Genomic DNA, 22,467 nt, shown 5'->3' with positions numbered 1-22,467 from the left:
GCGGGCCCGTCAGACGGTCACGGGCTGCTCGGCGGGCAGCTCGACGTGCGCGCCGAGGTCCCGCAGCTTGGACATGAAGTTCTCGTAGCCGCGGTTGATCAGGTCGATGCCGTGCACGGTCGAGGTGCCCTCGGCCGCCAGCGCCGCGATCAGGTACGAGAAGCCGCCGCGCAGGTCCGGGATGACCAGCTCGGAGCCGATCAGCTTGGACGGGCCGGAGACCACCGCGGAGTGCCGGAAGTTGCGGGCGCCGAAGCGGCAGGGGGTGCCGCCGAGGCACTCGCGGTAGAGCTGGATGTGCGCGCCCATCTGGTTGAGCGCGCCGGTGAAGCCGAGCCGCGACTCGTACACCGTCTCGTGGACGATGGACAGGCCGTTGGCCTGGGTCAGCGCGACGACCAGCGGCTGCTGCCAGTCGGTCTGGAAGCCGGGGTGCACGTCGGTCTCCAGGGCGATCGCCTTGAGCTCGCCGCCCGGGTGCCAGAAGCGGATGCCCTCGTCGTCGACCTCGAAGGCGCCGCCGACCTTCCGGAAGGTGTTCAGGAAGGTCATCATCTCGATCTGGCGGGCGCCGCGGACGTAGATGTCGCCCTTGGTGGCCAGCGCGGCGCACGCCCAGGACGCCGCCTCCAGGCGGTCCGGCAGCGCCTTGTGGTTGTAGCCGCCCAGCTCGTCCACACCGGTGATCAGGATGGTGCGGTCGGTGCCCATCGAGATGATCGCGCCCATCTTCTGCAGCACGCAGATGAGGTCGACGATCTCCGGCTCGACGGCCGCGTTGCGCAGCTCGGTGACGCCCTCGGCGAGCACCGCCGTCAGCAGCACCTGCTCGGTCGCGCCGACCGACGGGTAGGGCAGCTCGATCTTGGTGCCGTGCAGGCGCTGCGGGGCGACCAGGTAGGTGCCCTGCGGGTGCTTCTCGATGGTGGCGCCGAACTGGCGCAGCACCTCGAAGTGGAAGTCGACCGGCCGGCCGCCGATGTCGCAGCCGCCCAGGCCCGGGATGAACGCGTGGCCGAGCCTGTGCAGCAGCGGGCCGCAGAACAGGATCGGGATGCGCGAGGAGCCGGCGTGCGCGTCGATGTCCGCCACGTTGGCGCTCTCGACGTGCGAGGGGTCGAGGATCAGCTCGCCGTCCTCGTCGCCGGTGCGGACGGTCACGCCGTGCAGCTGCAGGAGGCCCCGCACGACCTTGACGTCGCGGATGTCCGGCACGTTGCGCAGCCGGCTGGGGCCCTGGCCGAGCAGTGCGGCGACCATGGCCTTGGGCACCAGGTTCTTGGCACCGCGGATCTGGATCTCGCCTTCGAGCGGGTTACCGCCGTGGACCAGCAGGAGGTCGTCGGTCATCGTTCTCGCAATCCGGGGTGCGCAGGGGGTTCTTACGGCTGCGGGGCAGGGGGAGACGCGAGTGGAAGGTCCTTCCACCGTCGGCGAAAGCCCTTCCACCATCCATAGATGGTAGAGGGTGGGCGATTGGTTCCCGTGTGCCCCTTTGGTGATCATGTTCCGCGGGGGCTGCGGGGGCTCCCCGGCGCCCGGTGGGCAGGGCCGTCCGGGTGGTGCGGGTGCGTCCCGGCGGGCCTGCGGGGACGGGGCGAGGAGGTTTCGTGTTGGGACGCCCCTCCCGGGCCGTCCTGCGGGATCATGTGGGCATGACCGCGGCCCCCTCCCACACCGGCCGACTGCTCGTCGCGACGCCCGTGCTCACCGACCCGAACTTCGCGCGAGCGGTGGTGCTGCTGCTCGACCACGACGACCAGGGGGCCCTCGGGGTGGTGCTGAACCGGCCGACCCCGGTGGAGGTGTCGACCGTCCTGGACGGCTGGGCCGACCTGACCGGCCAGCCCGCGGTCGTCTTCCAGGGCGGCCCGGTGGCGCTGGACTCGGCGCTCGCCCTCGCGGTGGTGCCCGGCGAGCCCGGCCACGGCGAGCCGATCGGCTGGCGGCGGGTGCACGGCGCGATCGGCCTGGTCGACCTGGAGGCGCCGCCCGAGGTGCTGGCCGGGGAGCTCGGCGCGATGCGGGTCTTCGCCGGCTACTCCGGCTGGTCGCCCGGGCAGCTGGAGGCGGAGATCGCCGAGGGCGCCTGGTACCTGGTCGACTGCGAGCCCGGCGACGTCTCCAGCCCGGAGCCCGAGCGGCTCTGGCGGTCGGTGCTGCGCCGCCAGCGCGGCCCGCTGGCGATGCTCGCCACCTACCCGGACGACCCCACCATGAACTGAGCCCGGCGGCCGCGGCCGGTCGTCCGGTGCGCTACTGGCCCGCTTCGGAGCGGCGCCCATAGACTTGGCACCCATGAGCACTCTTGAGCCCGAGCGCGGACTCGGCACCGGCACCCTGGTCGAGCCCGTTCCCCAGGTGTCCCACGGGGACGGCGACCACGAGCGCTTCGCGCACTACGTCCAGAAGGACAAGATCATGGAGAGCGCCCTCTCCGGGTCCCCCGTGGTGGCGCTGTGCGGCAAGGTCTGGGTCCCGGGCCGCGACCCGAAGAAGTACCCGGTCTGCCCGATGTGCAAGGAGATCTTCGACGGTCTCGGCCAGGGCGGCGACGGCGGCGGCGACGACAAGTAGCACCGAGTCGGTCCGGCAGTGGTCTGTACCACTGCCGGGCGACGGGGCAGGATGGCCCGCATGGACCTCATCCCCGCCCCCCGGCACCTGAAGGCCGACGACGGGGCGCCCGGCCCCTGGAGCTTCCGGCTGCACCCCGGGACCAGGATCGCCGCCGACGACCCGGCGGCGCAGGCCGTCGCCCGCCGGCTGCGCGCCGAGCTCTCCGCCGCGACCGGCTTCGCCCTCGACGCGTGCACCGAGGAGCAGGGCCGCCTGCTGCGGCAGACGATCACCCTGCGGACGGACCCGGAGCTGCTGGCCGCGGGCGGTCCCGAGGCGTACGCGCTGACGGTGCACGAGTACGGCGCCGTGCTGCGCGGCGGCGCCGGCCCCGGCCTGTCCCACGCCGCGCAGACGCTGCGCCAGCTGTTCGACCCGCGGATCTACCGCCGCGCCCCGCTGCCCGGCACCGACTGGGTGCTGCCCCCGGTGCGGATCGAGGACGCGCCCCGCTTCGGCTGGCGCGGCGTGCTGCTGGACGTCGCCCGGCACTTCCTGCCCAAGGCCGACGTCCTGCGCTTCCTCGACCTGATGGCGGCGCACAAGCTGAACGTCCTGCACCTGCACCTCACCGACGACCAGGGCTGGCGGATCGAGATCCGGCGCCACCCGCGGCTCACCGCGGTCGGTTCCTGGCGGGAGCGGTCCATGGTCGGCCACCGCTCCGCGGACCACCGCGACGACCGTCCGCACGGCGGCCACTACACCCAGGACGACCTGCGCGAGATCGTCGCGTACGCCGCCGACCGGCACGTCACCGTCGTCCCGGAGATCGACCTGCCCGGACACTCCCAGGCGGCGATCGCCGCGTACCCCGAGCTCGGCAACACCGACGCGGTGGACACCTCGGCGCTCGGCGTCTGGACGGACTGGGGGATCAACCCCAACGTGCTGAACGTCGCCGACGGCACCCTGCGGTTCTTCGAGGAGGTGCTGGAGGAGGTCCTGGAGGTCTTCCCGTCCGAGTTCGTCCACCTCGGCGGCGACGAGTGCCCCAAGGACCAGTGGCGGGCCAGCCCCGCCGCGCAGGCCCGGATCGCCGAACTCGGCGTCGACGGCGAGGACGGGCTGCAGAGCTGGTTCATCCGCCACTTCGACCGCTGGCTGGCCGACCGCGGCCGCCGCCTGATCGGCTGGGACGAGATCCTGGAGGGCGGCCTCCCCCCGGGCGCCGCCGTCTCCTCCTGGCGCGGCTACGAGGGCGGCATCGCCGCCGCCCGGGCCGGCCACGACGTGGTGATGTGCCCGGAGCAGCACGTCTACCTCGACCACCGGCAGGCCCCGGGCGGGGACGAGCCGATCCCGGTCGGCTACGTCCGCACCCTGGAGGACGTCTACCGCTTCGAGCCCGTGCCGCCGGAGCTGGACGGCGCCGCGGCCGCCCGGGTGATCGGCACCCAGGCCAACCTGTGGACCGAGTTCATGACGAGCGCCCGCGACGTCGACTACCGGGCCTTCCCGCGGCTCGCCGCGTTCGCCGAGGTCGCCTGGTCCGACCTGCCGCGCGACCCGGCGGAGCGGGACTGGGCCGGGTTCGAGCGCCGGATGGCCGGCCACTACCCGCGCCTGGACGCCCTCGGGGTCGAGTACCGGCCGCCCGGTGGCCCGCACCCCTGGCAGCGCCGCCCCGGGGTCGCCGGACGGCCCGCGGAGGGCCCCTGACGCCGCCGCGCCCCGCGCGCGTCAACCGCGTGCGCGGGGGCGTCCGCACCCTGCGGACCCCGCCGGACCTGCTGCCGCGTCAGGTCAATATCCGATGAACATCCGGGCGGAGCCCTTCCGGTTCGCTCGGTTTTGTGGCCTGATTCGTCCGGTATTGCCCTCACCGCCGGACCGCCCGGCAAGTGATCATCCGGCATTGTGTGCCAGAGTTGCCCAACCCGGCCCGATCGCCCGTACCCTACGGGCCAGGCCGCACTGCCGGTGGGGAGGGCAGGGCAGTTGATGAGCAAGTGGAGCACGGTGGAATCCTGGTGAACCGGACGATCATGCTGCCGGCCTCGGTCGACGAGGCCGTCGACGCGCTGGCCGCGACCCCGGGAGCCGTCCCGGTGGCCGGCGCGACCGACCTCATGGAGGCGGTCAACGCGGGCCGGCTGCGCCCCGCCGCACTGATCGGCCTCGGCCGGATCACCGAGCTGCGCGGCTGGCGCTACGAGGACGGCGGCACCGCCGTGCTCGGCGCCGGACTCACCCACGCCCGGATGGACCGCCCCGACTTCGCCGCCCTCATCCCCGCCCTCGCCGACGCCGCCCGTACCGCGGGCCCCCCGCAGGTCCGCAACGTCGGCACCCTCGGCGGCAACATCGCCACCGCCGCGGCCGTCGGCGACACCCTGCCGGTGCTCGCCGCGCTGGAGGCCACCGCCACCCTCGCCCGGTCCGGCGCCACCCGCGACGTCCCGGTCACCCACCTGCTCACCGGCCTCGACCCGCTGCGCCCCGGCGAGCTCCTCACCTGGGTGCGCGTCCCGCTGCTGCACGCCCCGCAGGTCTTCCTCAAGGCCGGCGGCCGCAGCGGCCCCGCCCGCGCCGCCGCCTCCGTCGCCCTCGTCCTCGACCCCGCCCGGCGCGCCGTGCGCTGCGCCGTCGGCGCCGTCGCCCCCGTGCCGCTGCGCCCGCACGAGGCCGAGGCCTGGGTGGCCGGCTGCATCGACTGGGACGTCCGCGGCGAGGACGGCGCCCAGCCCATCGACCCCGCCGCGCTCGCCGCCTTCGGCGAGTACGTCGCCGCCGCCTGCATCCCCGACGCCGCCCTGGAGGGCGCCGGCGAGGGGGCGGCGGCCACCCTCGTGCGCCAGCGGCGTACCGTGGCGGTGCTGGCCCGCCGGGCACTGGGAAGGGCGCTGAAGTGACGGACGAACTCAACGGCCTCGGCGACGTGCGCCCCTGCGCCTCGTACACGCTGCGGGTCAACGGCTTCGAACGGCCGGTCAACGACGCCTGGATCGGCGAGAGCCTGCTCTACGTGCTCCGCGAGCGGCTCGGCCTGGCCGGCGCCAAGGACGGCTGCGAGCAGGGCGAGTGCGGTGCCTGCACCGTCCAGGTCGACGGCCAGCTGGTCGCCGGCTGCCTGGTGCCCGCCGCGCTCGCCGCCGACAGCGAGATCGCCACCGTCGAGGGCCTCTCCGGCGCCGGCACCGCCAGCGACGTCCAGCAGGCGCTCGCCGAGTCCGGCGCCGTCCAGTGCGGCTACTGCACCCCCGGCCTCGCCATGGCCGTCCACGACCTGCTCCAGCGCAACCACCGCCCCACCGACGTCGAGGCCCGCCAGGCCCTGTGCGGCAACCTCTGCCGCTGCACCGGCTACCGCGGCGTCCTCGCCGCCGTGCAGACCGTCGCCCAGGCCCGCGAGGCCGAGCTGGAGGCCGAGCTGGAGGCCGCCGAGGCCGCCGCCGAACAGGCCGACGCCGACGCGGCCGCACCCGCCGACGGCGCCACCGCCGCGCCGCCCGCGGCGGCCGGCCAGCAGTCCGCCGCCGACCTCCCGCTCACCGGCGAACTCCCGCTCTACGCCGACTCCGAACTCTGGGTCGAGGCCGACCAGTACGCCGCCGCCCACCGGCCCCAGGCGCCCGAGCAGCCCGCCGCCGCCCCGGGCCCCGAGGGGTACTACCAGCCGCCGCAGCCCGCCGAGGGCTACCTCGGCTACGTTCCGGCACCCGCCCAGGTCCCCGGACACGAGGCGGCCCCGTACGACACCGGGCTCTACGAGGCCACCCCGGCCCACGGCACCGCCCACGACGGCCCGGCCCACGACACCACGCCCGCGCACGGCACCCCGTACATCCCCACGCCCGCGCACGGCACCTCCTACGAGGCCGCCCCCTACGGCGCCACCCCGCCGCACGGCATCCCGCTGCCGGACCAGGCCCACTACGACGGCGCCCCCGTCTACGAGGGCGGCTACGACACCGGCCAGGTGTACGTCACCCCGGCCGGCTACGACAGCCCGGTCTACGAGACCGGCTACGACACCGCCACCGGCCACCACGGCCACCCGGGCCACACCGGCCCGGCCGGCTACGACGGCACCACCCCCGCCCACGGCATCAGGCTCCCCGAGGACGAGAACGCATGACCGCGCCCACCGAGCAGGACACCCCGGCGCCCGAACCGTTCGGCCTCGGCAGCTCCCCGCTGCGCACCGACGCCCTCCCCAAGGCGCTCGGCATCTACCCCTACGCCGCCGACCTCTGGGCCGAGGGCCTGCTCTGGGGTGCCGTGCTGCGCTCTCCGCACGCCCACGCCCGGATCGTCTCCGTCGACACCTCCGCCGCGCTCGCCCTGCCCGGCGTGCACGCCGTCGTCACCGCCGCCGACCTGGCCTCCTGCCCCGTCCCCGGCGACCGGCCGGTCCTCGCCTCCGAGGTCGTCCGCCACCACGGCGAGCCGATCGCCGCCGTCGCCGCCGAGACCCCGGACACCGCCCGGCTGGCCGCCTCCCTCGTCGCCGTCGAGTACGAGGTGCTGGAGGCCGTCACCGACCCCGAGGCCGCCTTCAACGCCGCGCCGCTGCACCCCGACGGCAACCTCTTCCGACACCTCCCGCTGCGCACCGGCGACCCGGAGGCGGTCGGCGAGTTCGTCGTCGAGGGCCTCTACCAGGTCGGCCGGCAGGACCCGGCCCCGATCGGCGCCGAGGCCGGCCTCGCCGTGCCCCGCCCCGACGGCGGCGTCGAACTCCACCTCTCCACCACCGACCCGCACGGCGACCGCGACCGCACCGCCGCCTGCCTCGGCCTCGACCCCGACCGGGTGCGCACCGTCGTCACCGGCGTCCCCGGCGCCGCCACCGACCGCGAGGCGCTCTCCTTCCAGGTGCTCCTCGCCCTGCTGGCCCTGCGCACCGGCCGCCCGGTGAAGATGACCCTCACCCGCGAGGAGTCCTTCCACACCCACACCTCCCGGCACCCCGCCCTGCTGCGCTACCGCCACCACGCCGACGCCGAGGGCAAGCTGGTCAAGGTCGAGGCGCAGATCCTGCTCGACGGCGGCGCCTACGCGGACGTCTCCGCCGAGGCGCTCGCCGCCGCCACCGCCTTCTCCGTCGGCCCGTACACCTGCCCCAACGTCTTCGTCGACGCCTGGGCGGTGCGCACCAACAACCCGCCGGCCGGCCGGATGCGCGGCGAGGGCGCCCTGCAGACCTGCTTCGCCCACGAGTCCCAGCTCGACCAGCTGGCCAAGCAGGTCGGCATCGACCCGCTGGAGATCCGCCGCCGCAACGCCATGGCCACCGGCGACCCGCTGCCCACCGGCCAGGCCGTCACCTGCCCGGCCCCGGTCGAGGCGCTGCTCGACGCGGTCACCGAACTCCCGCTGCCCGCCCTCCCGGTCGACGACCCCGAGGCCGACTGGCTGCTCCCCGGCGGGCCCGGCGGCGCCGGCGACCCGGCGGCCGTCCGCCGCGGCATCGGCTACGCCGTCGGCATGGTGCACATGCTCGGCGCCGAGGGCGAGGACGAGGTCTCCACCGCCACCGTGCGGGTCAGCGGCGACCACGCCACCGTCATCTGCGCCGCCGTCGACGCCGGCCAGGGCTTCGCCACCCTCGCCCGGCAGATCGTGCAGACCACCCTCGGCGTCTCCGAGGTGTACGTCGCCCCCGTCGACAGCGACCAGCCCGCGGCCGGCCCCTCCGCCCGCGGCCGGCACACCTGGGTGTCCGGCGGCGCCGTCGAGAAGGCCGCGCTGATGGTCCGCCACCAGCTGCTGCAGCCGATCGCGGCCAACTTCGGCATGTCCGTCGAACTGCTCTCGATCGCCGACGGCAAGATCACCTCCTATGACGGCGTGCTCGGCATGCCGGTCGCCGAGGCCCTGGAGGGCAAGGAGCTCTGGGCCACCGCCCAGTGCCGTCCGCACCCCACCGAGCCGCTGGACGAGAACGCGCAGGGCGACGCCTTCGTCTCCATCGCCTTCTGCGCCATGCGGGCCGTCGTCGACGTCGACATCGAACTCGGCGCCGTCCGGGTGGTGGACGTCACCGTCGCCCAGGACGTCGGCCGCGCCCTGAACCCCCGCCAGATCGAGGACCGCATCGAGGGCGCCGTCGCCCAGGGCGTCGGCCTCGCCCTGATGGAGAACCTGCGCACCGAGGGCGGCCGTCCGGTCAACGCCTCGCTCACCGGCTACCGGCTGCCGACCGCCCTCGACACCCCCGACATCCGGATCGCCGCCCTGCTCGAGGAGCGCGACGTGGTCGCCACCTTCGGCGCCAAGGCGGTCAGCGCGGTGCCCGCGGTCGTCGCGCCCGCGGCGGTCGCCGCCGCCGTCCGCGCCGCCACCGGCATGCCGGTCGGCCGCCTGCCGATCCTCCCCGAGGACGCCATCGCCGCCGTCTGACACGCCGTCCGGGTGTCGTTCCGGCAGGCCGGTCGGCCGATGCCGCGTCAGTCCGCGCCCGGACAGACGATACGATCGAAGCGCCCTGTGCACGCGGGGGCGTTGCGACAACGTACGGGCAGCAGCAGACGACTGACGGGGTAGTGATGACGCTGACCAGGGCCATGCGGGTGCTCGGCACCACGACATTGGCAGGTGCACTCCTGCTGGCGGCCGCCCCCGGGGCGTCCGCGGACCAGGTCCGGGACGGGCAGTGGGCCAACCAGTACTTCAAGCTCGACAAGGTCTGGTCCGTCAGCAAGGGCGACAACGTGATCGTCGCCGTCATCGACAGCGGCGTCGACGCCACCCACCCCGACCTCACCGGCCAGGTCCTGCCCGGCTACGACCAGAGCGGGAAGAACCTCAACACCAGGCCGACGGACTCGCACGGCACGGGGATGGCCGCGGAGATCGCGGGCCGCGGCCACGGCAGCAACGCCGGAGTGGTCGGCCTGGCCCCGGGCGCCAAGATCCTCCCCGTCTACAAGGCCGACGCGCAGGACTCGGACGCCATCCCGCAGGGCGTCAAGTGGGCCGTGGACCACGGCGCCAAGGTGATCAACATCTCGCAGGGCTCGTCCTTCGCGAACCCCGACATGCCGGCCGCGATCGCGTACGCCTACCAGCACGACGTCCTGGTGGTCGCTGCCGCGGGCAACAACGGCTCGGCGGTCGACAACCCTGCCAACCTACCGGGCGTGCTCGCGGTCGCGGCCGCGGGCAAGGACGGCGAGGTGTGGGCCGACTCCAGCTTCGGACCGGAGGTCCGGCTCGCCGCGCCCGGTGTCGACGTCGTCACCGCGGGCAAGTGCGGCTCCAGCCAGTACTGCATCGGCAGTGGCAGTTCGGACGCGGCCGCCTACGTGTCCGCTGCCGCGGCGCTCGTCCGCGCCAAGTACCCGCAGCTCACCGCCGGTCAGGTGGCCAACCGCCTGGCCAAGTCGGCTGCCGTCCCGGCGTCGGCCAGTGGTGCCAAGCTGCCCGACCCGCACTTCGGGTACGGCGTGATCCGGCCCTACGAGGCGCTGACCATGGACATCCCGGCGGGCAGCAAGGAAGGCCCGCTGACCGCGCCGGGGGGTGCGGCCGCACCGGGTGCCGCCTCGGACGCCCCGGTGTCGCAGCCCGTGACCAAGACCTCCGTCTTCGGCGGCATCACGCCGCTGATGGTCCTCGGCGCCCTCGCCGTCGTGGTGGTGCTGCTCGTCGTGGTGATCGCCGCGGCGACCCGCAACCGCCGCCGGCCGCAGGCCGCCCCGGTGCCCCCGCAGGGCCAGGCCCCGTACGGCGCGGCCCCCGGCTGGCCGCCCGCGCAGCAGCCCTACGGCACCCAGCCGCCGCCTCCCGGGTACCCCCAGCAGCAGCCGTACCAGAACCCCTACCAGGGCGGTAACCCGCCGCGATGACGGTGTGTCAGTACACGGCCTAGAGGCGATACGATCGAACGCCCTGTCAGGGCGTCATGCCCCGTTGCGTACGGGGTGCAGCAACAACGGGGAAGTACGGACTCCAGGGGGAGGAGTGAGATGGCCGACGGATACCGCGTCAACACCGGCGAGTTGGAAGCGGTCGTGAAGCGACTGCGGGCCCTCCAGCAGGGCCTCAGCGAGTGCGGCAACAAGGCGAAGTACAACACCGTCCTCGTCAGCGACGACTTCGGTGCCAACTTCGCGGAGGCGAAGCAGCTCTTCGCCGCACACGCGCAGATGCAGGAGTTCCTGAGCCAGCACATCCAGGAGCTCGACTCGCTGATCAACGACTTCGGTGACAAGACGCACACGGTGAACACCGCCTACCGGGCGCGCGAGGACGAGTTCGTCGCCTCGACGAAGTCCATGCAGTCCGGGAGGGCGTGAGATGAGCCAGTTCGAACACGAGGACCTGATCCCGCTCAAGCGGATGCTGGAGCACTCACGGCCCGAGCGACTCCACGAGGTCAGCCAGCACTGGACCAACGTCCACCAGGAGCTGGAGCAGGCCGTGGCCGATCTGCAGCGGGCGGTGCAGCACGCCACCGCCAACTGGGAGGGTGCGGCCGCCGACGGCTTCACCAAGCGGGCGACCACGCTTCAGGCGAGCATGACCAACACGGCCGCCCATGCGCAGAACACCTCCTCGGCGATGAAGTTCGCCGGGGACGCCCTGCAGCAGAGCAAGGCCACCATGGCGCAGATCCAGGTGCCCAGCACCTTCGACCGCGGCGCGAAGCTGCTCGGCGACGGTTTCGACCGCTCGGACGCCCAGTTCAAGGCCGACCTGGCCGGCGGCATGGACCGGATCAGCGCGGTCAACAAGAACTACAGCGAGCTCTCGGCGACCGAGATCTCCCACCAGTACGCCATCGGCGTCATGGAGCACCTCGCACCGCAATACAACCAGGCCGCCGGGTACCTGAAGCCGCCGGCGAAGGAGAACCGGCACGACCCGTCCAAGCCGTTCCCGCCGGAGCCCGAGAACCCCGTTCCGCCCGCGATCGTCGCCCCGCCGCCGCCCTCGCCGAAGTACCCGAACGGCGTGCCGGACGACCCGTCGGGCAAGCCGGGGCAGACGGACCCGCAGGGACCGAAGCAGACGATCCCGGGTTCGCCGCACACGCCGACCCCGCTGCCGGGCGACGTCCCGCCGGGGTCGATGCCGACCCCGAGCCACCCGGTCGTTCCGCCGCGCACGGGGATCGACAGCCTGCCGCCGGTCGGGACGCACCCGACCCCCGGCGGAGGTGGCACCGGCACGCTGCCGACCGGCCCCGGTGGGGGCGGCGGTCTCGGTGGTGGCGGTGGCCTGGGCGGTGGCGGCGGCCTCGGTGGGGGCGGTGGATACATCCCCGGCGGTCTCGGCGGCGGTTCGCTGCCCGGCCGCGGCGGGACGTCCGGCGCGGGCCGCGGCGGGGCCACCGGGCCCGGCGGCGGTGCCGGCGGTCGTACCGGGGGCAGCGGCGCCGGCGGTACGGGTGTCGGTGGCGCCGGCCGCCAGGGGACGCCCGGCATGGGCGGCATGCCCGGCCTGGGCGGCGCGGGCGGCAAGGGTGCCGGGGCCGGCGCCGGTGGCAAGGGCGGCAGCGGCCTGGTCCGCCGCGGTGGCGGGGTGATCGGCGGTGCCAAGGGCGGCACCGGCGGCCGGTCGTTCACCGAGGGCGGCTCCGGGATCGGCAAGGGCCGGGCCGGACAGAACGGTGCCCCCGGCGGCGGCGGCATGCACGGCGGTCCCGGTGCGGCGGGCAAGAAGAAGGACAAGAACAACAACGGCCAGCGCCCCGACTACCTGGTCGAGGACGAGGAGACCTGGCGCGGAGGCACCGCCCTCCCGCCGGTGATCGACTGACCGTCCCGCACCCCGAACGGCGCGGACCACCCCGGACGACGGGGCGGTCCGCGCCGTTCCGCATGTGCGGAGAAAATCGGGAAAACCCCCGCCGGGCGGAAAAGGAAATGCCGTGCCACCGGGCGGCGGAATTCGCCGTCCGGTGGTACGGAAATGGAGGCCGTGGCGGGAATTGAACCCACGTAAACCGCTTTGCAGGCGGCTCCCTGAACCACTCGGGCACACGGCCGGGGACGACGGAGACGCCCGTGCGGGCCCGTCGTGAGAGGGATGGAGCGTGGCGCGCGTCAGGCGCGGCGGGAACAGCGACAGCCGGGACAACAGGCGGCACAGGTGCGGGGCGCTGCGATCGCCGCCGTCTTCCTGCTCATGGCCGACTCCTGTCGTCACTGTCGTGGGCGGCGGGCCCGGTATTCGGTCTCCGCCGTGCTGGTGAATTCATCTTAGGGGGAGCGGGGAGGGGCGCGTCAATATTCGAGTATGAATTCCGTGTGTCGTCGTGTGTTACGTTCGAGGGGTGGCGTGATCGAGCGCCCCGGACGAGGTGCGTCGTACCCGGCAGGACAAGACGGCGCGGTACTGCGGCGGCAGCGACGGAGCTGCCGCCCTCTACTGCGGAGGTGCCGTCGTGGCGTGGCTGGTGTTGATCGTGGCGGGCGTGCTGGAGACCGTCTGGGCGGTGTCGCTGGAGGCGGCCAAGGGGTTCTCGCGCCCGTTGCCTAGCGCGGTGTTCGCGGTGGCGCTGGTGCTGTCGATGGGCGGGCTGGCGTACGCGCTGCGGAGCATCCCGCTGGGCACCGGGTACGTGGTCTGGGTGGGCATCGGCGCGGTCGGGACGGCGCTGTACGGGATGGCGGCGCTGGGCGACGCGCTGACCGCGGCCCGGGTGACCTGCCTGTTGCTGATCCTCGGCGGCGTGATCGGACTCAAGGTGCTGCACTGAGCCGTAGGTCACCGGAGGCCCAGGTCGGAGGTCCCGGGCGATCACCGACCGATGGTCAGGAGTCACCGGCGCCCGAGCGCCTTACGATGGCAGGCATGGCCACCACCTCCTCCTCGACCCCGGTCGACCGCGCCGAGCCCGTGCCCGACACCGCCCCCGACACCGGGGGAGTGATGAGCGGGCCGTACCGGGCGCTGACGCTGGGGATCGTCTCGGTGGTGCTGCTGCTCGCCTTCGAGGCGACGGCGGTGAACACGGCGATGCCGGTCGCCGCCAGGCAGCTCGACGGGCTCGGCCTGTACGCCTTCGCCTTCTCCGGCTACTTCACGACGACGCTGTTCGCCCTGGTGGTCTCCGGCCAGTGGTGCGACCGGCGGGGCCCGCTGGCACCGCTGTTCACCGGCATCGCGGTGTTCGGGGCGGGCCTGGTGGTGGCCGGCACGGCGGTCGGCATGTGGCCCTTCGTGGCCGGCCGGGCGGTCCAGGGGCTCGGCGGCGGACTGGTGATCGTCGCGCTGTACGTCGTGGTGGGCCGGGCCTTCCCGGAGCGGCTGCGGCCGTCGGTGTTCGCGGCGTTCTCGGCGGCCTGGGTGCTGCCGTCGATCGTCGGGCCGCTGGTCTCCGGCGCGGTGACCCAGCACCTCGGCTGGCGCTGGGTGTTCCTGGCCGTGCCGGTGCTGATCCTGCTGCCGCTCGCCGTGATGGGCCCGGCGCTGCGCCGGGCGGAGCGGGCGCAGCCGCCGCTGCGGCCCACGCCGTTCGACCGGCGCCGCACCTGGTGCGCGGCGCTGGCGGCGCTGGGCGCCGGGCTGCTGCAGTACGCGGGCCAGCGCCTGGACCTGCCGGGTCTGCTGCCGGCCGCGCTGGGCGCGGCGCTGCTGGTGCCGGCCGTGGTGCGGCTGCTGCCGCCGGGCACGCTGCGGGCGGCCCGCGGGCTGCCGACGGTGATCCTGCTGCGCGGCGTCGCGGCGGGTGCGTTCTTCGCGGCGGAGGCCTTCGTCCCGCTGATGATGGTGACCCGGCGGGACCTGTCGCCGACCCTGGCGGGCCTGACGCTGACCAGTGGCGGCCTGTCGTGGGCGCTCGGCTCCTGGCTGCAGGGGCGGCCGTGGGCGGACCGGCACCGGGAGGCGCTGATCCGGGTGGGCTTCGTGCTGACCGCGGTGGCGATCGCCGGGGCCGCGCTGGTGCTGGTGCCCGCGGTGCCGGCCTGGACGGCGGCGGTGTTCTGGGCGGTCGGCGGCGTCGGGATGGGCCTGGCGGTGGCCAGCATCAGCGTCCTGATGATGAAGCTGTCGGCGCCGGAGGACACCGGCGCCAACTCGGCGGCGATCCAGCTGAGCGACGCGCTCGGCAACGTGCTGCTGATCGGTCTGGCGGGTGTGCTGTTCGCCGGGCTCGGCGGCGGTTCGGTGGCGGCCGCCGAGGGGGCGACGGCGCCGGCCGGCCCGTTCGCGGTGATCTTCCTGGTGATGACCGGGGTGGCCCTGCTGGGCGCCCTGGTGTCGGGCCGCACCGGTGCGGGGCGCGAGCCCGTGGCGGTGGCCGAGGCTCCGGCGCTCGCCGAGGGCTGACGGCGGCGGGGCCGGCGCGGACCCTCCGCGCCGGCCCCGGCCGAAACCGCCCCGCTCCTCAGGTCGAGGGCGCCGCCTGGGCGGCCCCGCCGAGGAAGGACTTCCAGCCGCCGGCCGGGGACTCGCCGGGCGCCAGCGACTGCAGCTTGCGCAGCACCGCCGGGTCCTGCACCTCCAGCCACTCGACCAGCTGCCGGAAGGACACCAGCCGGACCTCCGGGCGGCCGGCGATGGCCTTGAGGGCCTCCTCGACGGCGTTCATGTAGATGCCGCCGTTCCACTGCTCGAAGTGGTTGCCGATGATCATCGGTGCCCGGTTGGTGTTGTACGCGCGCTCGAAGCCCGCCAGGTAGGAGTCGCGGGCCTGGGTCTGCCAGGCGCCGTACCGCGCGGTGTCGCCCTTGGTGCTGTTGCCGGACTGGTTGTACATGATGTTGTAGTCCATCGAGAGCACCTGGAAGCTGTGCCCCGGGAAGGGGATGGACTGCAGCGGCATGTCCCACAGCGCCCCGCCCTGGAACTTCTGCGGCCACACCTGGAGCCCGCCGGGGCCGCTGCTGTCGTACTTCCAGCCCCGCTTGGCGGCGGTCGGCAGCAGGCCGCGCTGGCCCTCCAGGCAGGGGGTGCGGCCGCCGATCAGCTCCTTGCGGTAGTCGAAGGGCAGCGGCGGGAGGTCGGTGAGGCCGGTGTTGGTCCGCCAGTTCATGACGAAGTCCATGGCCTGCTGGATCTCGCTGTCCCAGTCCTCGGGGGACCACCGGCCGCCGCCGGTGGGGCCGCAGAAGTGCCCGTTGAAGTGGGTGCCGATCTCGTGGCCCTCCAGCCAGGCGTCGCCGACCTGGCTGATGGTCTCGCGGATGTGCTCGTCGCTCAGGTAGCCGATGTCGGAGGCGCCGACCGGGTGCTGCGGCGGCCGGTACAGGTCCCGCTTGGACTCGGGCAGCGTGTAGATGCCGCTGAGGAAGAACGTCATCTTGGCGTCGTGGTCCTTGGCGAGCTGCCGGAACCGCGAGAACAGCCCGTTGTCGAGTTCGCCGGCGCCGTCCCAGGAGAACACCACGAACTGCGGGGGGCGCTCGCCCAGCTCCAGCGGCACCGCCTCGGGCTGGTGCGGCTGCGGCCCGGAGTCGGAGGTCGACCCGTCGCCGATCAGCGAGGCGGGCGGCTTGGGGGTGCCCGAGCCGCCGTCGGCCGCTCCCGAGGCCCGGACGGGCGGGCCGGCCTGCTCGCCGCCCCGGCCGCCGCCGCTCGCGCAGCCGGCGGCGAGCGCGGCCGCGGTGGCGGCGCCGCCGGCCAGCAAGGTCCTGCGGGAGAGAGCGTCCATGGTCGTCTCCGTTCGGGTGGGGTCTGTTCGCAGCGGGACCGCACGGGCTGACAGTCCGACAGTCGGATGGACGGTCCGGGGTGGGTGCGGCCCACAGCATGGCACGCCGGAGGGCCCCTGCCGGGGAACGCGGAGTGAACCCGGCTGGGTCGCCCGAAACGCTCGCCCGTTCGGACCATCGCACGCGGCATCGAGTGGCGGAGCCCGGCTGAGCCGTCGTCAGATGGTGGGAACCGTCCCGCCGCGCCGCCTCCCGGAGGTCCCGTACGCCATGTGGCAGTCGCTGCTCGACGCGTACCGGGAGCGGATCGTCGACACCGGACGCGAGCCGCTGTTCCTGCTGCTGGTGGGACTGCTGGCCTCCTTCCTCTTCATCCGCTTCAGCGTCCGGATGATCCGGCGCGGCACCAGCTGGTGGCCAGGCAACGTCACCCCCGGCGGCCTGCACATCCACCACGTGGTGTTCGGCCAGGCCCTGGTGCTGATCTGCGGCGTGGGGGCCTTCACCGTCCGCGGCAACGGCGGCCAGCTGTGGAACGTCCTCGCGTTCGGCTTCGGCATCGGCGCCGGCCTGGTGCTCGACGAGTTCGCGCTCGTCCTGCACCTCCAGGACGTCTACTGGAGCGAGCAGGGCCGCAAGTCCGTGGACGCGGTGATCCTGGCGGTCGCCGTCATCGCCCTGCTGCTGGTCGGCGAGCTGCCGCTCGGCGGCTTCAGCTCCCGGCTGACGGCCGGACAGTTCGTCGGCGCAGGAATCCTGCTGCTGCTGGTCGGGATCAGTCTCTTCAAGGGCAAGATCTGGATCGGCCTGCTCGGGGTGATGCTGCCGCCGCTGGCCATGGTCGGCGCCGTCCGGCTGGCCCGGCCGCAGAGCCCCTGGGCGCGCTGGCGCTACCGCACCCGGCCCAAGCGGATGGCCCGCGCCGAACGCCGGGACGCCCGGATCCACGGACGGATCGTCGCCGCCAAGACCTCCTTCTACAACGTGCTGGCCGGCGCCCCCGACGCCGAGGCCGCACCCGCCGGCGCCCCGCCCGCCGGCGCCCCGCCCGCCGGCGCCGCACCGGCTGACGGCCCGCCCGCCCCGCCCGCCCCGTCGGCCCCCCGCCCGGAGCCGGCCCCGGCCCCGGAGCCCGGGCCGAAGGCCCCGGCGCCCGACCGCGACCGCGGCAGGGCGGCCGCGCCCGGGGCCGGGGCCGGGCCCGCCCCGCCGGTGCCCCTCTGGCGCCGCCGGTTCGCCGCCGGCGCCGAGTGGTACGTCCGGGTGGTCGCGCTGCTCAACCTGGTCGCCGGGCTGATCGAGCCCTTCCGCCAGCAGGTCCAGCGGGCCAACCGCGGGGACTTCTTCACGCCCGTCCTGGTCGCCTCCGGCTTCACCGGCGCGCTCTTCGCCGGGCTGCTCGCCGTCATGCTCCGCCGCCGCAAGCGGGCCGCCTGGACGGTCACCACCGTCCTGGTGGCGATCTACACCGCGCTGTTCGGCTGGGCGCTCGCCTACGTCGACTACAGCGAACACCCCTTCAACTGGATCTCCGCCCTGATCACCGTGGCCCTGCTCGTCGCGCTGCTGATCGGCCGGCCCGTCTTCACCGCCCGCGGCACCCGGGGCAACGTGGTGCTGGCCGCCGTCGTCCTGGTGGCCGGCGGGGCCCTGCTGACCGTGCTCGGCGCCGCGGTCGTCCGCGCCACCTACCCCGACACCCCGCCCGACTGGGTCGACGCCTCGCTGTACGTGCTGCTGCGCCTGCTCACCCTCTCCGGGGTCGTCCAGGTCGCCGACGTGGACGTGCCCGGCTGGGTCGACCTCGGGATCAACCTGTTCGGCGCCGCGCTGCTGCTGATCGCCCTGCGGGTGCTGTTCCGCTCCCCGCGCGGCCACGTCGCGCAGCAGCCCGAGGACGAGCAGCGGCTGCGCGACCTGCTCGCCCGGCACGGCGCCCGCGACTCGCTCGGCTACTTCGCGCTCCGCCCCGACAAGGCGGTCTGCTGGTCCCCGTCCGGCAAGGCCGCCGTGCTGCACCGGGTGGTCAACGGCGTCGCCCTCGCCTCCGGCGACCCGATCGGCGACCCGGAGGCCTGGCCGCAGGCGATCGAGGTCTGGCACCGCCGGCTGCGCGAGCAGGGCTGGATCCCGGCCGTCACCGGCGCCGGGGAGGCCGCCGCCACCGCCTACACCCGGGTCGCCGGGCTGCGCGCCCTGGAGTTCGGCGACGAGGCGGTCGTCGAGACGGCCGGCTTCACCCTGGAGGGCCGCGCCATGCGGCCGCTGCGGCAGGCGCACAGCCGGGTCCGCAAGGCCGGGTACCGCGCCGTCGTCCGCCACCACCGCGACATCCCCGACGGCGAGATGGCCGACCTGATCCGGCTCGCCGACGCCTGGCGGCACGGCCGCACCGAACGCGGCTTCTCGATGGCGCTCGGCCGGCTCGGCGACCCCGCCGACGGCGACTGCCTGATGGTCGAGTGCCGGGACGAGAACGACCGCACCTGCGCCCTGCTCAGCTTCGTCCCCTGGGGCGGGCACGGGCTCTCCCTGGACCTGATGCGCCGTGACCGGGAGTCCGACAACGGCCTGGTCGAGTTCATGGTCACCGAGCTGCTGCTGCGCGGCGCCGCCGGCGAGCTGCAGGTCGCCCGGGTCTCGCTGAACTTCGCCATGTTCCGGGCGGTCTTCGAGGAGGGCGGCCGGCTCGGTGCCGGGCCGGTGCTGCGGCTGTGGCGGGCCGTCCTGCGCTTCCTCTCCCGCTGGTGGCAGCTGGAGTCGCTGTACCGGGCCAACGCCAAGTACCGGCCCGACTGGCAGCCGCGCTACCTGCTCTACGAGAAGTCCACCGAGCTGTTCGCGATCGGCCTGGCCAACGCGATGGCCGAGGGCTTCGTCACCCGCCCGCGGCTGCCCGCCGTGCGCCGCCGCCGGAACGGGCCTCACCCGGGCGGGGCAGCGGCGGATGCCCCGGGCGGCTGACGGCCCTTCACTTGAGACGGGCCGCGCAGGGCGGACCGACGGACGGGAGCGCGGGTTGGGCGGACAGCGCAGGAGCCCCTGGCCGGGCACGCTGGCGGCCGGCGCCGCCCTGGTGCTCGGTGCCTGGATGCTGCACGGCGGCGGCATCCTGCCCCCGCTGCCCACCGCCGAACAGGGCGTCGACGCCCTCGGGCTGCCCATGGTCGTCGCCCCGCCGATGCCCCGTTCCGCGCCGACCAGGATCCGGATCCGCAGCGCCGGCGTCGACGCGCCCGTCACCGGCCTCGCCCTCGACGACGACGGCCGGCTGCAGCCGCCGCCCGAGGACGACGACGACCTGGCCGGCTGGTACGCGGCCGGCACCGCCCCCGGCGAGAGCGGCACCGCCGTGCTGGCCGGACACGTCGACACCGCCGACGGCCCGGCCGTCTTCTACCGGCTCGGCACCCTGCACCGCGGCGACCAGGTGGAGGTCGTCCGGGCCGACCGCACCACCGCCCACTTCGCCGTCGACGGCGTGGAGGTCTACCCGAAGAAGGACTTCCCCGACCGGAAGGTCTACGGCGCCTCGCCCAACGCCCAACTGCGGCTGATCACCTGCGGCGGCGGCTTCACCCGGCAGCACGGCTACGACGGCAACGTGGTCGTCTACGCCCACCTCGTCCGCGCCACCGCGGCCTGAAGGCCCGCTCCATGACCGTTCCGGGCGGCCACGACTGGAACACCTTCCGCGCCGGACTCGCCGACAACGTGACCTGGCTCGCCCAGCAGACGGGACTGATCACATGACCGACCCCACCACCGCGGACACCGACCGGGCCCCCGTCCGGCCGGCGCCCGAGCCGGGCGGCCGCCCCGCCCGGCTCGCCGCGGCCGCCCTCGCCCAACTGCGCAGGGCACCGCTCACCCTCGCGCTGATCGCCGTGCTCTGGGTGGTCGGCGCGGCCACCCGCAGCCTCGGCACCGGGCCGTCCGACTCCCTGCTGCCGTACGTCGGCGTCGGCATCCCGAGCCTCGCCGACGGCCACTGGTGGACACCGGTGAGCTCGCTGTTCTGGTGCTCCGGCATCGGCTCGTACGTGGTCACCACCCTGCTGCTGGCGGTGTTCGGGCCGTTCGCCGAACTGCGGCTCGGCACCGCGCTCGCGGCGGCCGTGCTGCTCGGCGGGCAGATCGCCGGCACCCTGCTCGGCACCGCCGCCGTCCGGCTCGGCGTGTCCGCCGACCTCGGCTGGACGAAGGCGATCCAGGACCAGATCGCCGTGGGCCCGACCATCGGGGTGTTCGCCCTCGGCGCGGTCGTCAGCTTCCGGTTGACCGCGCTGTGGCGGCGCCGGCTGCGGCTGGTCGTCGTGCTGGTGCCGCTGGTGCTGATGCTCTACGTCGGCTACCTGCAGGGCGTCCAGCGGGTCGCCGCGGTGCTCGCCGGACTGGCCGCCGGCACCCTGATGCACCGCCACCGCGGACACCGCCCGCACCGCGCCTCGCACACCGAGACCCGGGTGCTGGTGGCGCTCACCCTGGCCGCCACCGCGCTCGGGCCGCTGGTCGCCTCGCTCTACCGGGACGCCATCGGCCCGTTCAACACCCTCGCCGACCTGTACTTCTCGCACGTCCCCTCCTCGGCGGAGGTCGCCGACGCCTGCGCCGGGTCGGCCAGGGCCTGCGCCCACGCGCACTCGGCCGTCCGCTACTTCGACTCCCCGGGCCGGCTGATGGCCGCCCTGGTACCCGTCCTGCTGCTCGTCCTCGCCGAGGGGCTGCGCCGCGGACTGCGGCTCGCCTGGTGGCTCACCGTGCTCACCGAGCTCGCCTGGGTCGGCGTGCTCTGCTGGCTGCTGTCGATCAACTACGACGACTTCGCCGCCGACGGCGGCACCGGCCTGCTCTTCGAACTCGTCGGCGAGGCGCTGCTGCTGCCCGTCGCGATGCTGGTGCTGCAGGCGGTCACCCGGCGCAGCTTCGACCAGCGGACGGCGCCGCGGGTGCGCGACCGGCTGGCCGCGGTCGTCGGCGGCGCCCTGGCCGTCTGCTGCGCCGCGTACGTCGGCATCGGCTGGCTGATCCGCGACCAGTACGAGCCGGACGCCACGGCCGCCGGGTTGGCCGCGGGCCTGCCCTCGGTGCTGCTGCCGCCCGCCTACGACGAGCTGCTGCCGGACCGGCCGATCGCCGCGGGCGGCGGTGCGCAGGCCCTGGAGATCGCGGTGGGCCTGGTGTTCTGGGCGGTGGCGCTGACCGCGCTGCTGGTGGCCTTCCGCCGCCCGGTGGTGCACGCGGAGGCCGAGGACGCGGCCCGGGCCCGCGCGCTGCTCACCGAGTACGGCGGTTCCACGCTCTCCTTCATCTCCACCTGGGACGGCAACCACTACTGGTTCGACGGGGACGGCCGGGCCGTGGTGCCGTACCGGGTGATCGCCACCGTGGCGCTCACCACCGGGGACCCGTTCGGCGAGCCGGAGGCCCGGCGGCGGGCGGTCGCGGGCTTCGCCCGGTACTGCGACGCCCGGGGCTGGACGCCGTGCTTCTACAGCGTCTCCGCGGACGCGCAGCAGGCCGCCGAGCAGCTCGGCTGGCGCTCGCTGCAGGTCGCCGAGGACACCGTGGTGCCGCTGCCCGACCTGGCCTTCACCGGCAAGAAGTGGCAGTCCATCCGGACCTCGCTGAACAAGGCGGGCAAGCAGGGCATCACCGCCGAGTGGTGGACCCACCGGGAGGCGCCGATCGGCATCCGCGACCAGATCCGCTCGATCTCCGAGGAGTGGGTCTCCGACAAGGGCCTGCCGGAGATGGGCTTCACCCTGGGCGGGCTGGCCGAGCTCGACGACCCGGCGGTGCGGATGCTCGTCGCGGTGGACGGCGACCGCACCGTGCACGGGCTGACCAGCTGGATGCCGGTCTACGCCGCCGGGCAGCCGGTCGGCTGGACGCTGGACTTCATGCGCCGCCGCTCGGAGGGCTTCAGCGGGGTGATGGAGTTCCTGATCGCCTCGGCCGCGCTCGGCTTCAAGGAGGAGGGCGCGCAGTTCCTCAGCCTCTCCGGGGCGCCGCTGGCCCGCGCCGACCGCGGCGGCGAGCCGCCGACCGCCCTGCAGCGGATGCTCGACTGGATGGGCAAGGTGCTGGAGCCGGTGTACGGCTTCCGTTCGCTGCTCGCCTTCAAGGCGAAGTTCCAGCCGGAGTACCGGCCCATGTACATGGTCTACCCGGACCCGGCGGCGCTGCCCGCGATCACCCGGGCGATCGGCAAGGCGTACCTGCCGCACATGACCCCGGGGCAGGGGGTGCGGCTGATGCGCAAGCTGTCCGCCTGAGGTGCCCGGGCCCGCCG

The 22,467-nt window shown here is 74.5% G+C and carries 15 protein-coding genes, 1 tRNA gene, 1 pseudogene and 1 riboswitch; of the genes and pseudogenes, 14 read left to right on the top strand and 3 right to left on the bottom strand.

Annotated elements, in window-relative coordinates; all coding sequences use genetic code 11:
• Positions 1-9 precede the first annotated feature (9 nt).
• Positions 10-1,350: a UDP-N-acetylglucosamine 1-carboxyvinyltransferase gene (murA, locus tag AB0442_RS15110; protein WP_263105159.1), complete on the bottom strand. Its 1,341-nt coding sequence runs from the start codon at positions 1,348-1,350 to the stop codon at positions 10-12.
• Between the two features lie 305 nt (positions 1,351-1,655).
• Here murA and AB0442_RS15105 point away from each other — a divergent pair, with 305 nt between their 5' ends.
• The 9 genes and pseudogenes from AB0442_RS15105 (at position 1,656) to AB0442_RS15065 (ending at position 12,330) form a co-directional block, all read left to right on the top strand.
• Positions 1,656-2,225 carry a YqgE/AlgH family protein gene (locus AB0442_RS15105; RefSeq protein ID WP_344623419.1) on the top strand — a complete coding sequence of 190 codons (570 nt, stop codon included), beginning with the start codon at positions 1,656-1,658 and terminating at the stop codon, positions 2,223-2,225.
• 73 nt (positions 2,226-2,298) lie between these two features.
• On the top strand, positions 2,299-2,577 hold the full coding sequence (locus AB0442_RS15100) for a DUF3039 domain-containing protein (RefSeq protein WP_344623420.1): 279 nt from the start codon (positions 2,299-2,301) through the stop codon (positions 2,575-2,577).
• Positions 2,578-2,637: 60 nt separating this feature from the next.
• A complete protein-coding gene (locus tag AB0442_RS15095) occupies positions 2,638-4,281 on the top strand; it encodes a beta-N-acetylhexosaminidase (protein WP_366163086.1) in 1,644 nt (547 codons plus the stop codon).
• A gap of 326 nt (positions 4,282-4,607) precedes the next feature.
• Positions 4,608-5,474, top strand: coding sequence for an FAD binding domain-containing protein (locus AB0442_RS15090; protein WP_366163136.1), 867 nt, complete (start codon positions 4,608-4,610; stop codon positions 5,472-5,474).
• Positions 5,475-5,512: 38 nt separating this feature from the next.
• A pseudogene (locus AB0442_RS15085) lies at positions 5,513-5,977 on the top strand ((2Fe-2S)-binding protein); the annotation flags it as partial.
• Between the two features lie 719 nt (positions 5,978-6,696).
• Complete coding sequence (locus AB0442_RS15080) at positions 6,697-8,967, top strand: xanthine dehydrogenase family protein molybdopterin-binding subunit (RefSeq protein ID WP_363545170.1); 2,271 nt, start codon at positions 6,697-6,699, stop codon at positions 8,965-8,967.
• Between the two features lie 146 nt (positions 8,968-9,113).
• Positions 9,114-10,415 carry a S8 family serine peptidase gene (locus tag AB0442_RS15075; protein WP_366163084.1) on the top strand — a complete coding sequence of 434 codons (1,302 nt, stop codon included), beginning with the start codon at positions 9,114-9,116 and terminating at the stop codon, positions 10,413-10,415.
• Between the two features lie 120 nt (positions 10,416-10,535).
• Positions 10,536-10,865 carry a hypothetical protein gene (locus AB0442_RS15070; protein WP_366163082.1) on the top strand — a complete coding sequence of 110 codons (330 nt, stop codon included), beginning with the start codon at positions 10,536-10,538 and terminating at the stop codon, positions 10,863-10,865.
• A 1-nt stretch (position 10,866) separates the two neighbouring features.
• Entirely contained in the window at positions 10,867-12,330 is a 1,464-nt protein-coding gene (locus AB0442_RS15065; RefSeq protein ID WP_366163080.1) for a WXG100 family type VII secretion target, read from the top strand.
• Between the two features lie 154 nt (positions 12,331-12,484).
• On the opposite strand, the gene AB0442_RS15060 is transcribed toward AB0442_RS15065, so the two are convergent.
• Positions 12,485-12,559 (bottom strand) — tRNA-Cys (locus AB0442_RS15060).
• 286 nt (positions 12,560-12,845) lie between these two features.
• Positions 12,846-12,908: riboswitch (guanidine-III (ykkC-III) riboswitch) on the top strand.
• 50 nt (positions 12,909-12,958) lie between these two features.
• Between AB0442_RS15060 and AB0442_RS15055 the strand changes: the two genes are divergently transcribed.
• Positions 12,959-13,273: an SMR family transporter gene (locus AB0442_RS15055; protein ID WP_344623426.1), complete on the top strand. Its 315-nt coding sequence runs from the start codon at positions 12,959-12,961 to the stop codon at positions 13,271-13,273.
• 95 nt (positions 13,274-13,368) lie between these two features.
• Complete coding sequence (locus AB0442_RS15050; RefSeq protein WP_366163078.1) at positions 13,369-14,847, top strand: MFS transporter; 1,479 nt, start codon at positions 13,369-13,371, stop codon at positions 14,845-14,847.
• Positions 14,848-14,905: 58 nt separating this feature from the next.
• Here the strand turns inward: AB0442_RS15050 and AB0442_RS15045 are convergent, their stop codons facing one another.
• Complete coding sequence (locus AB0442_RS15045) at positions 14,906-16,171, bottom strand: hypothetical protein (protein ID WP_366163076.1); 1,266 nt, start codon at positions 16,169-16,171, stop codon at positions 14,906-14,908.
• Positions 16,172-16,394: 223 nt separating this feature from the next.
• Here AB0442_RS15045 and AB0442_RS15040 point away from each other — a divergent pair, with 223 nt between their 5' ends.
• From AB0442_RS15040 to AB0442_RS15030, 3 genes are all read left to right on the top strand, one after another.
• Entirely contained in the window at positions 16,395-19,136 is a 2,742-nt protein-coding gene (locus tag AB0442_RS15040) for a phosphatidylglycerol lysyltransferase domain-containing protein (protein WP_366163074.1), read from the top strand.
• A gap of 55 nt (positions 19,137-19,191) precedes the next feature.
• Positions 19,192-19,818 (top strand): class F sortase, encoded by a 627-nt coding sequence (locus AB0442_RS15035; RefSeq protein ID WP_366163072.1) that lies wholly within the window; start codon positions 19,192-19,194, stop codon positions 19,816-19,818.
• A gap of 103 nt (positions 19,819-19,921) precedes the next feature.
• Entirely contained in the window at positions 19,922-22,450 is a 2,529-nt protein-coding gene (locus AB0442_RS15030) for a DUF2156 domain-containing protein (protein ID WP_366163070.1), read from the top strand.
• Positions 22,451-22,467 lie beyond the last annotated feature (17 nt).

Origin of the sequence: Kitasatospora sp. NPDC085895 (assembly GCF_040702125.1) — a bacterium.
Lineage (GTDB): Bacteria > Actinomycetota > Actinomycetes > Streptomycetales > Streptomycetaceae > Kitasatospora > Kitasatospora arboriphila.
The sequence above is the reverse complement of the archived record's forward strand: the minus strand, read 5'-3'. Positions and strand labels throughout refer to the sequence as shown.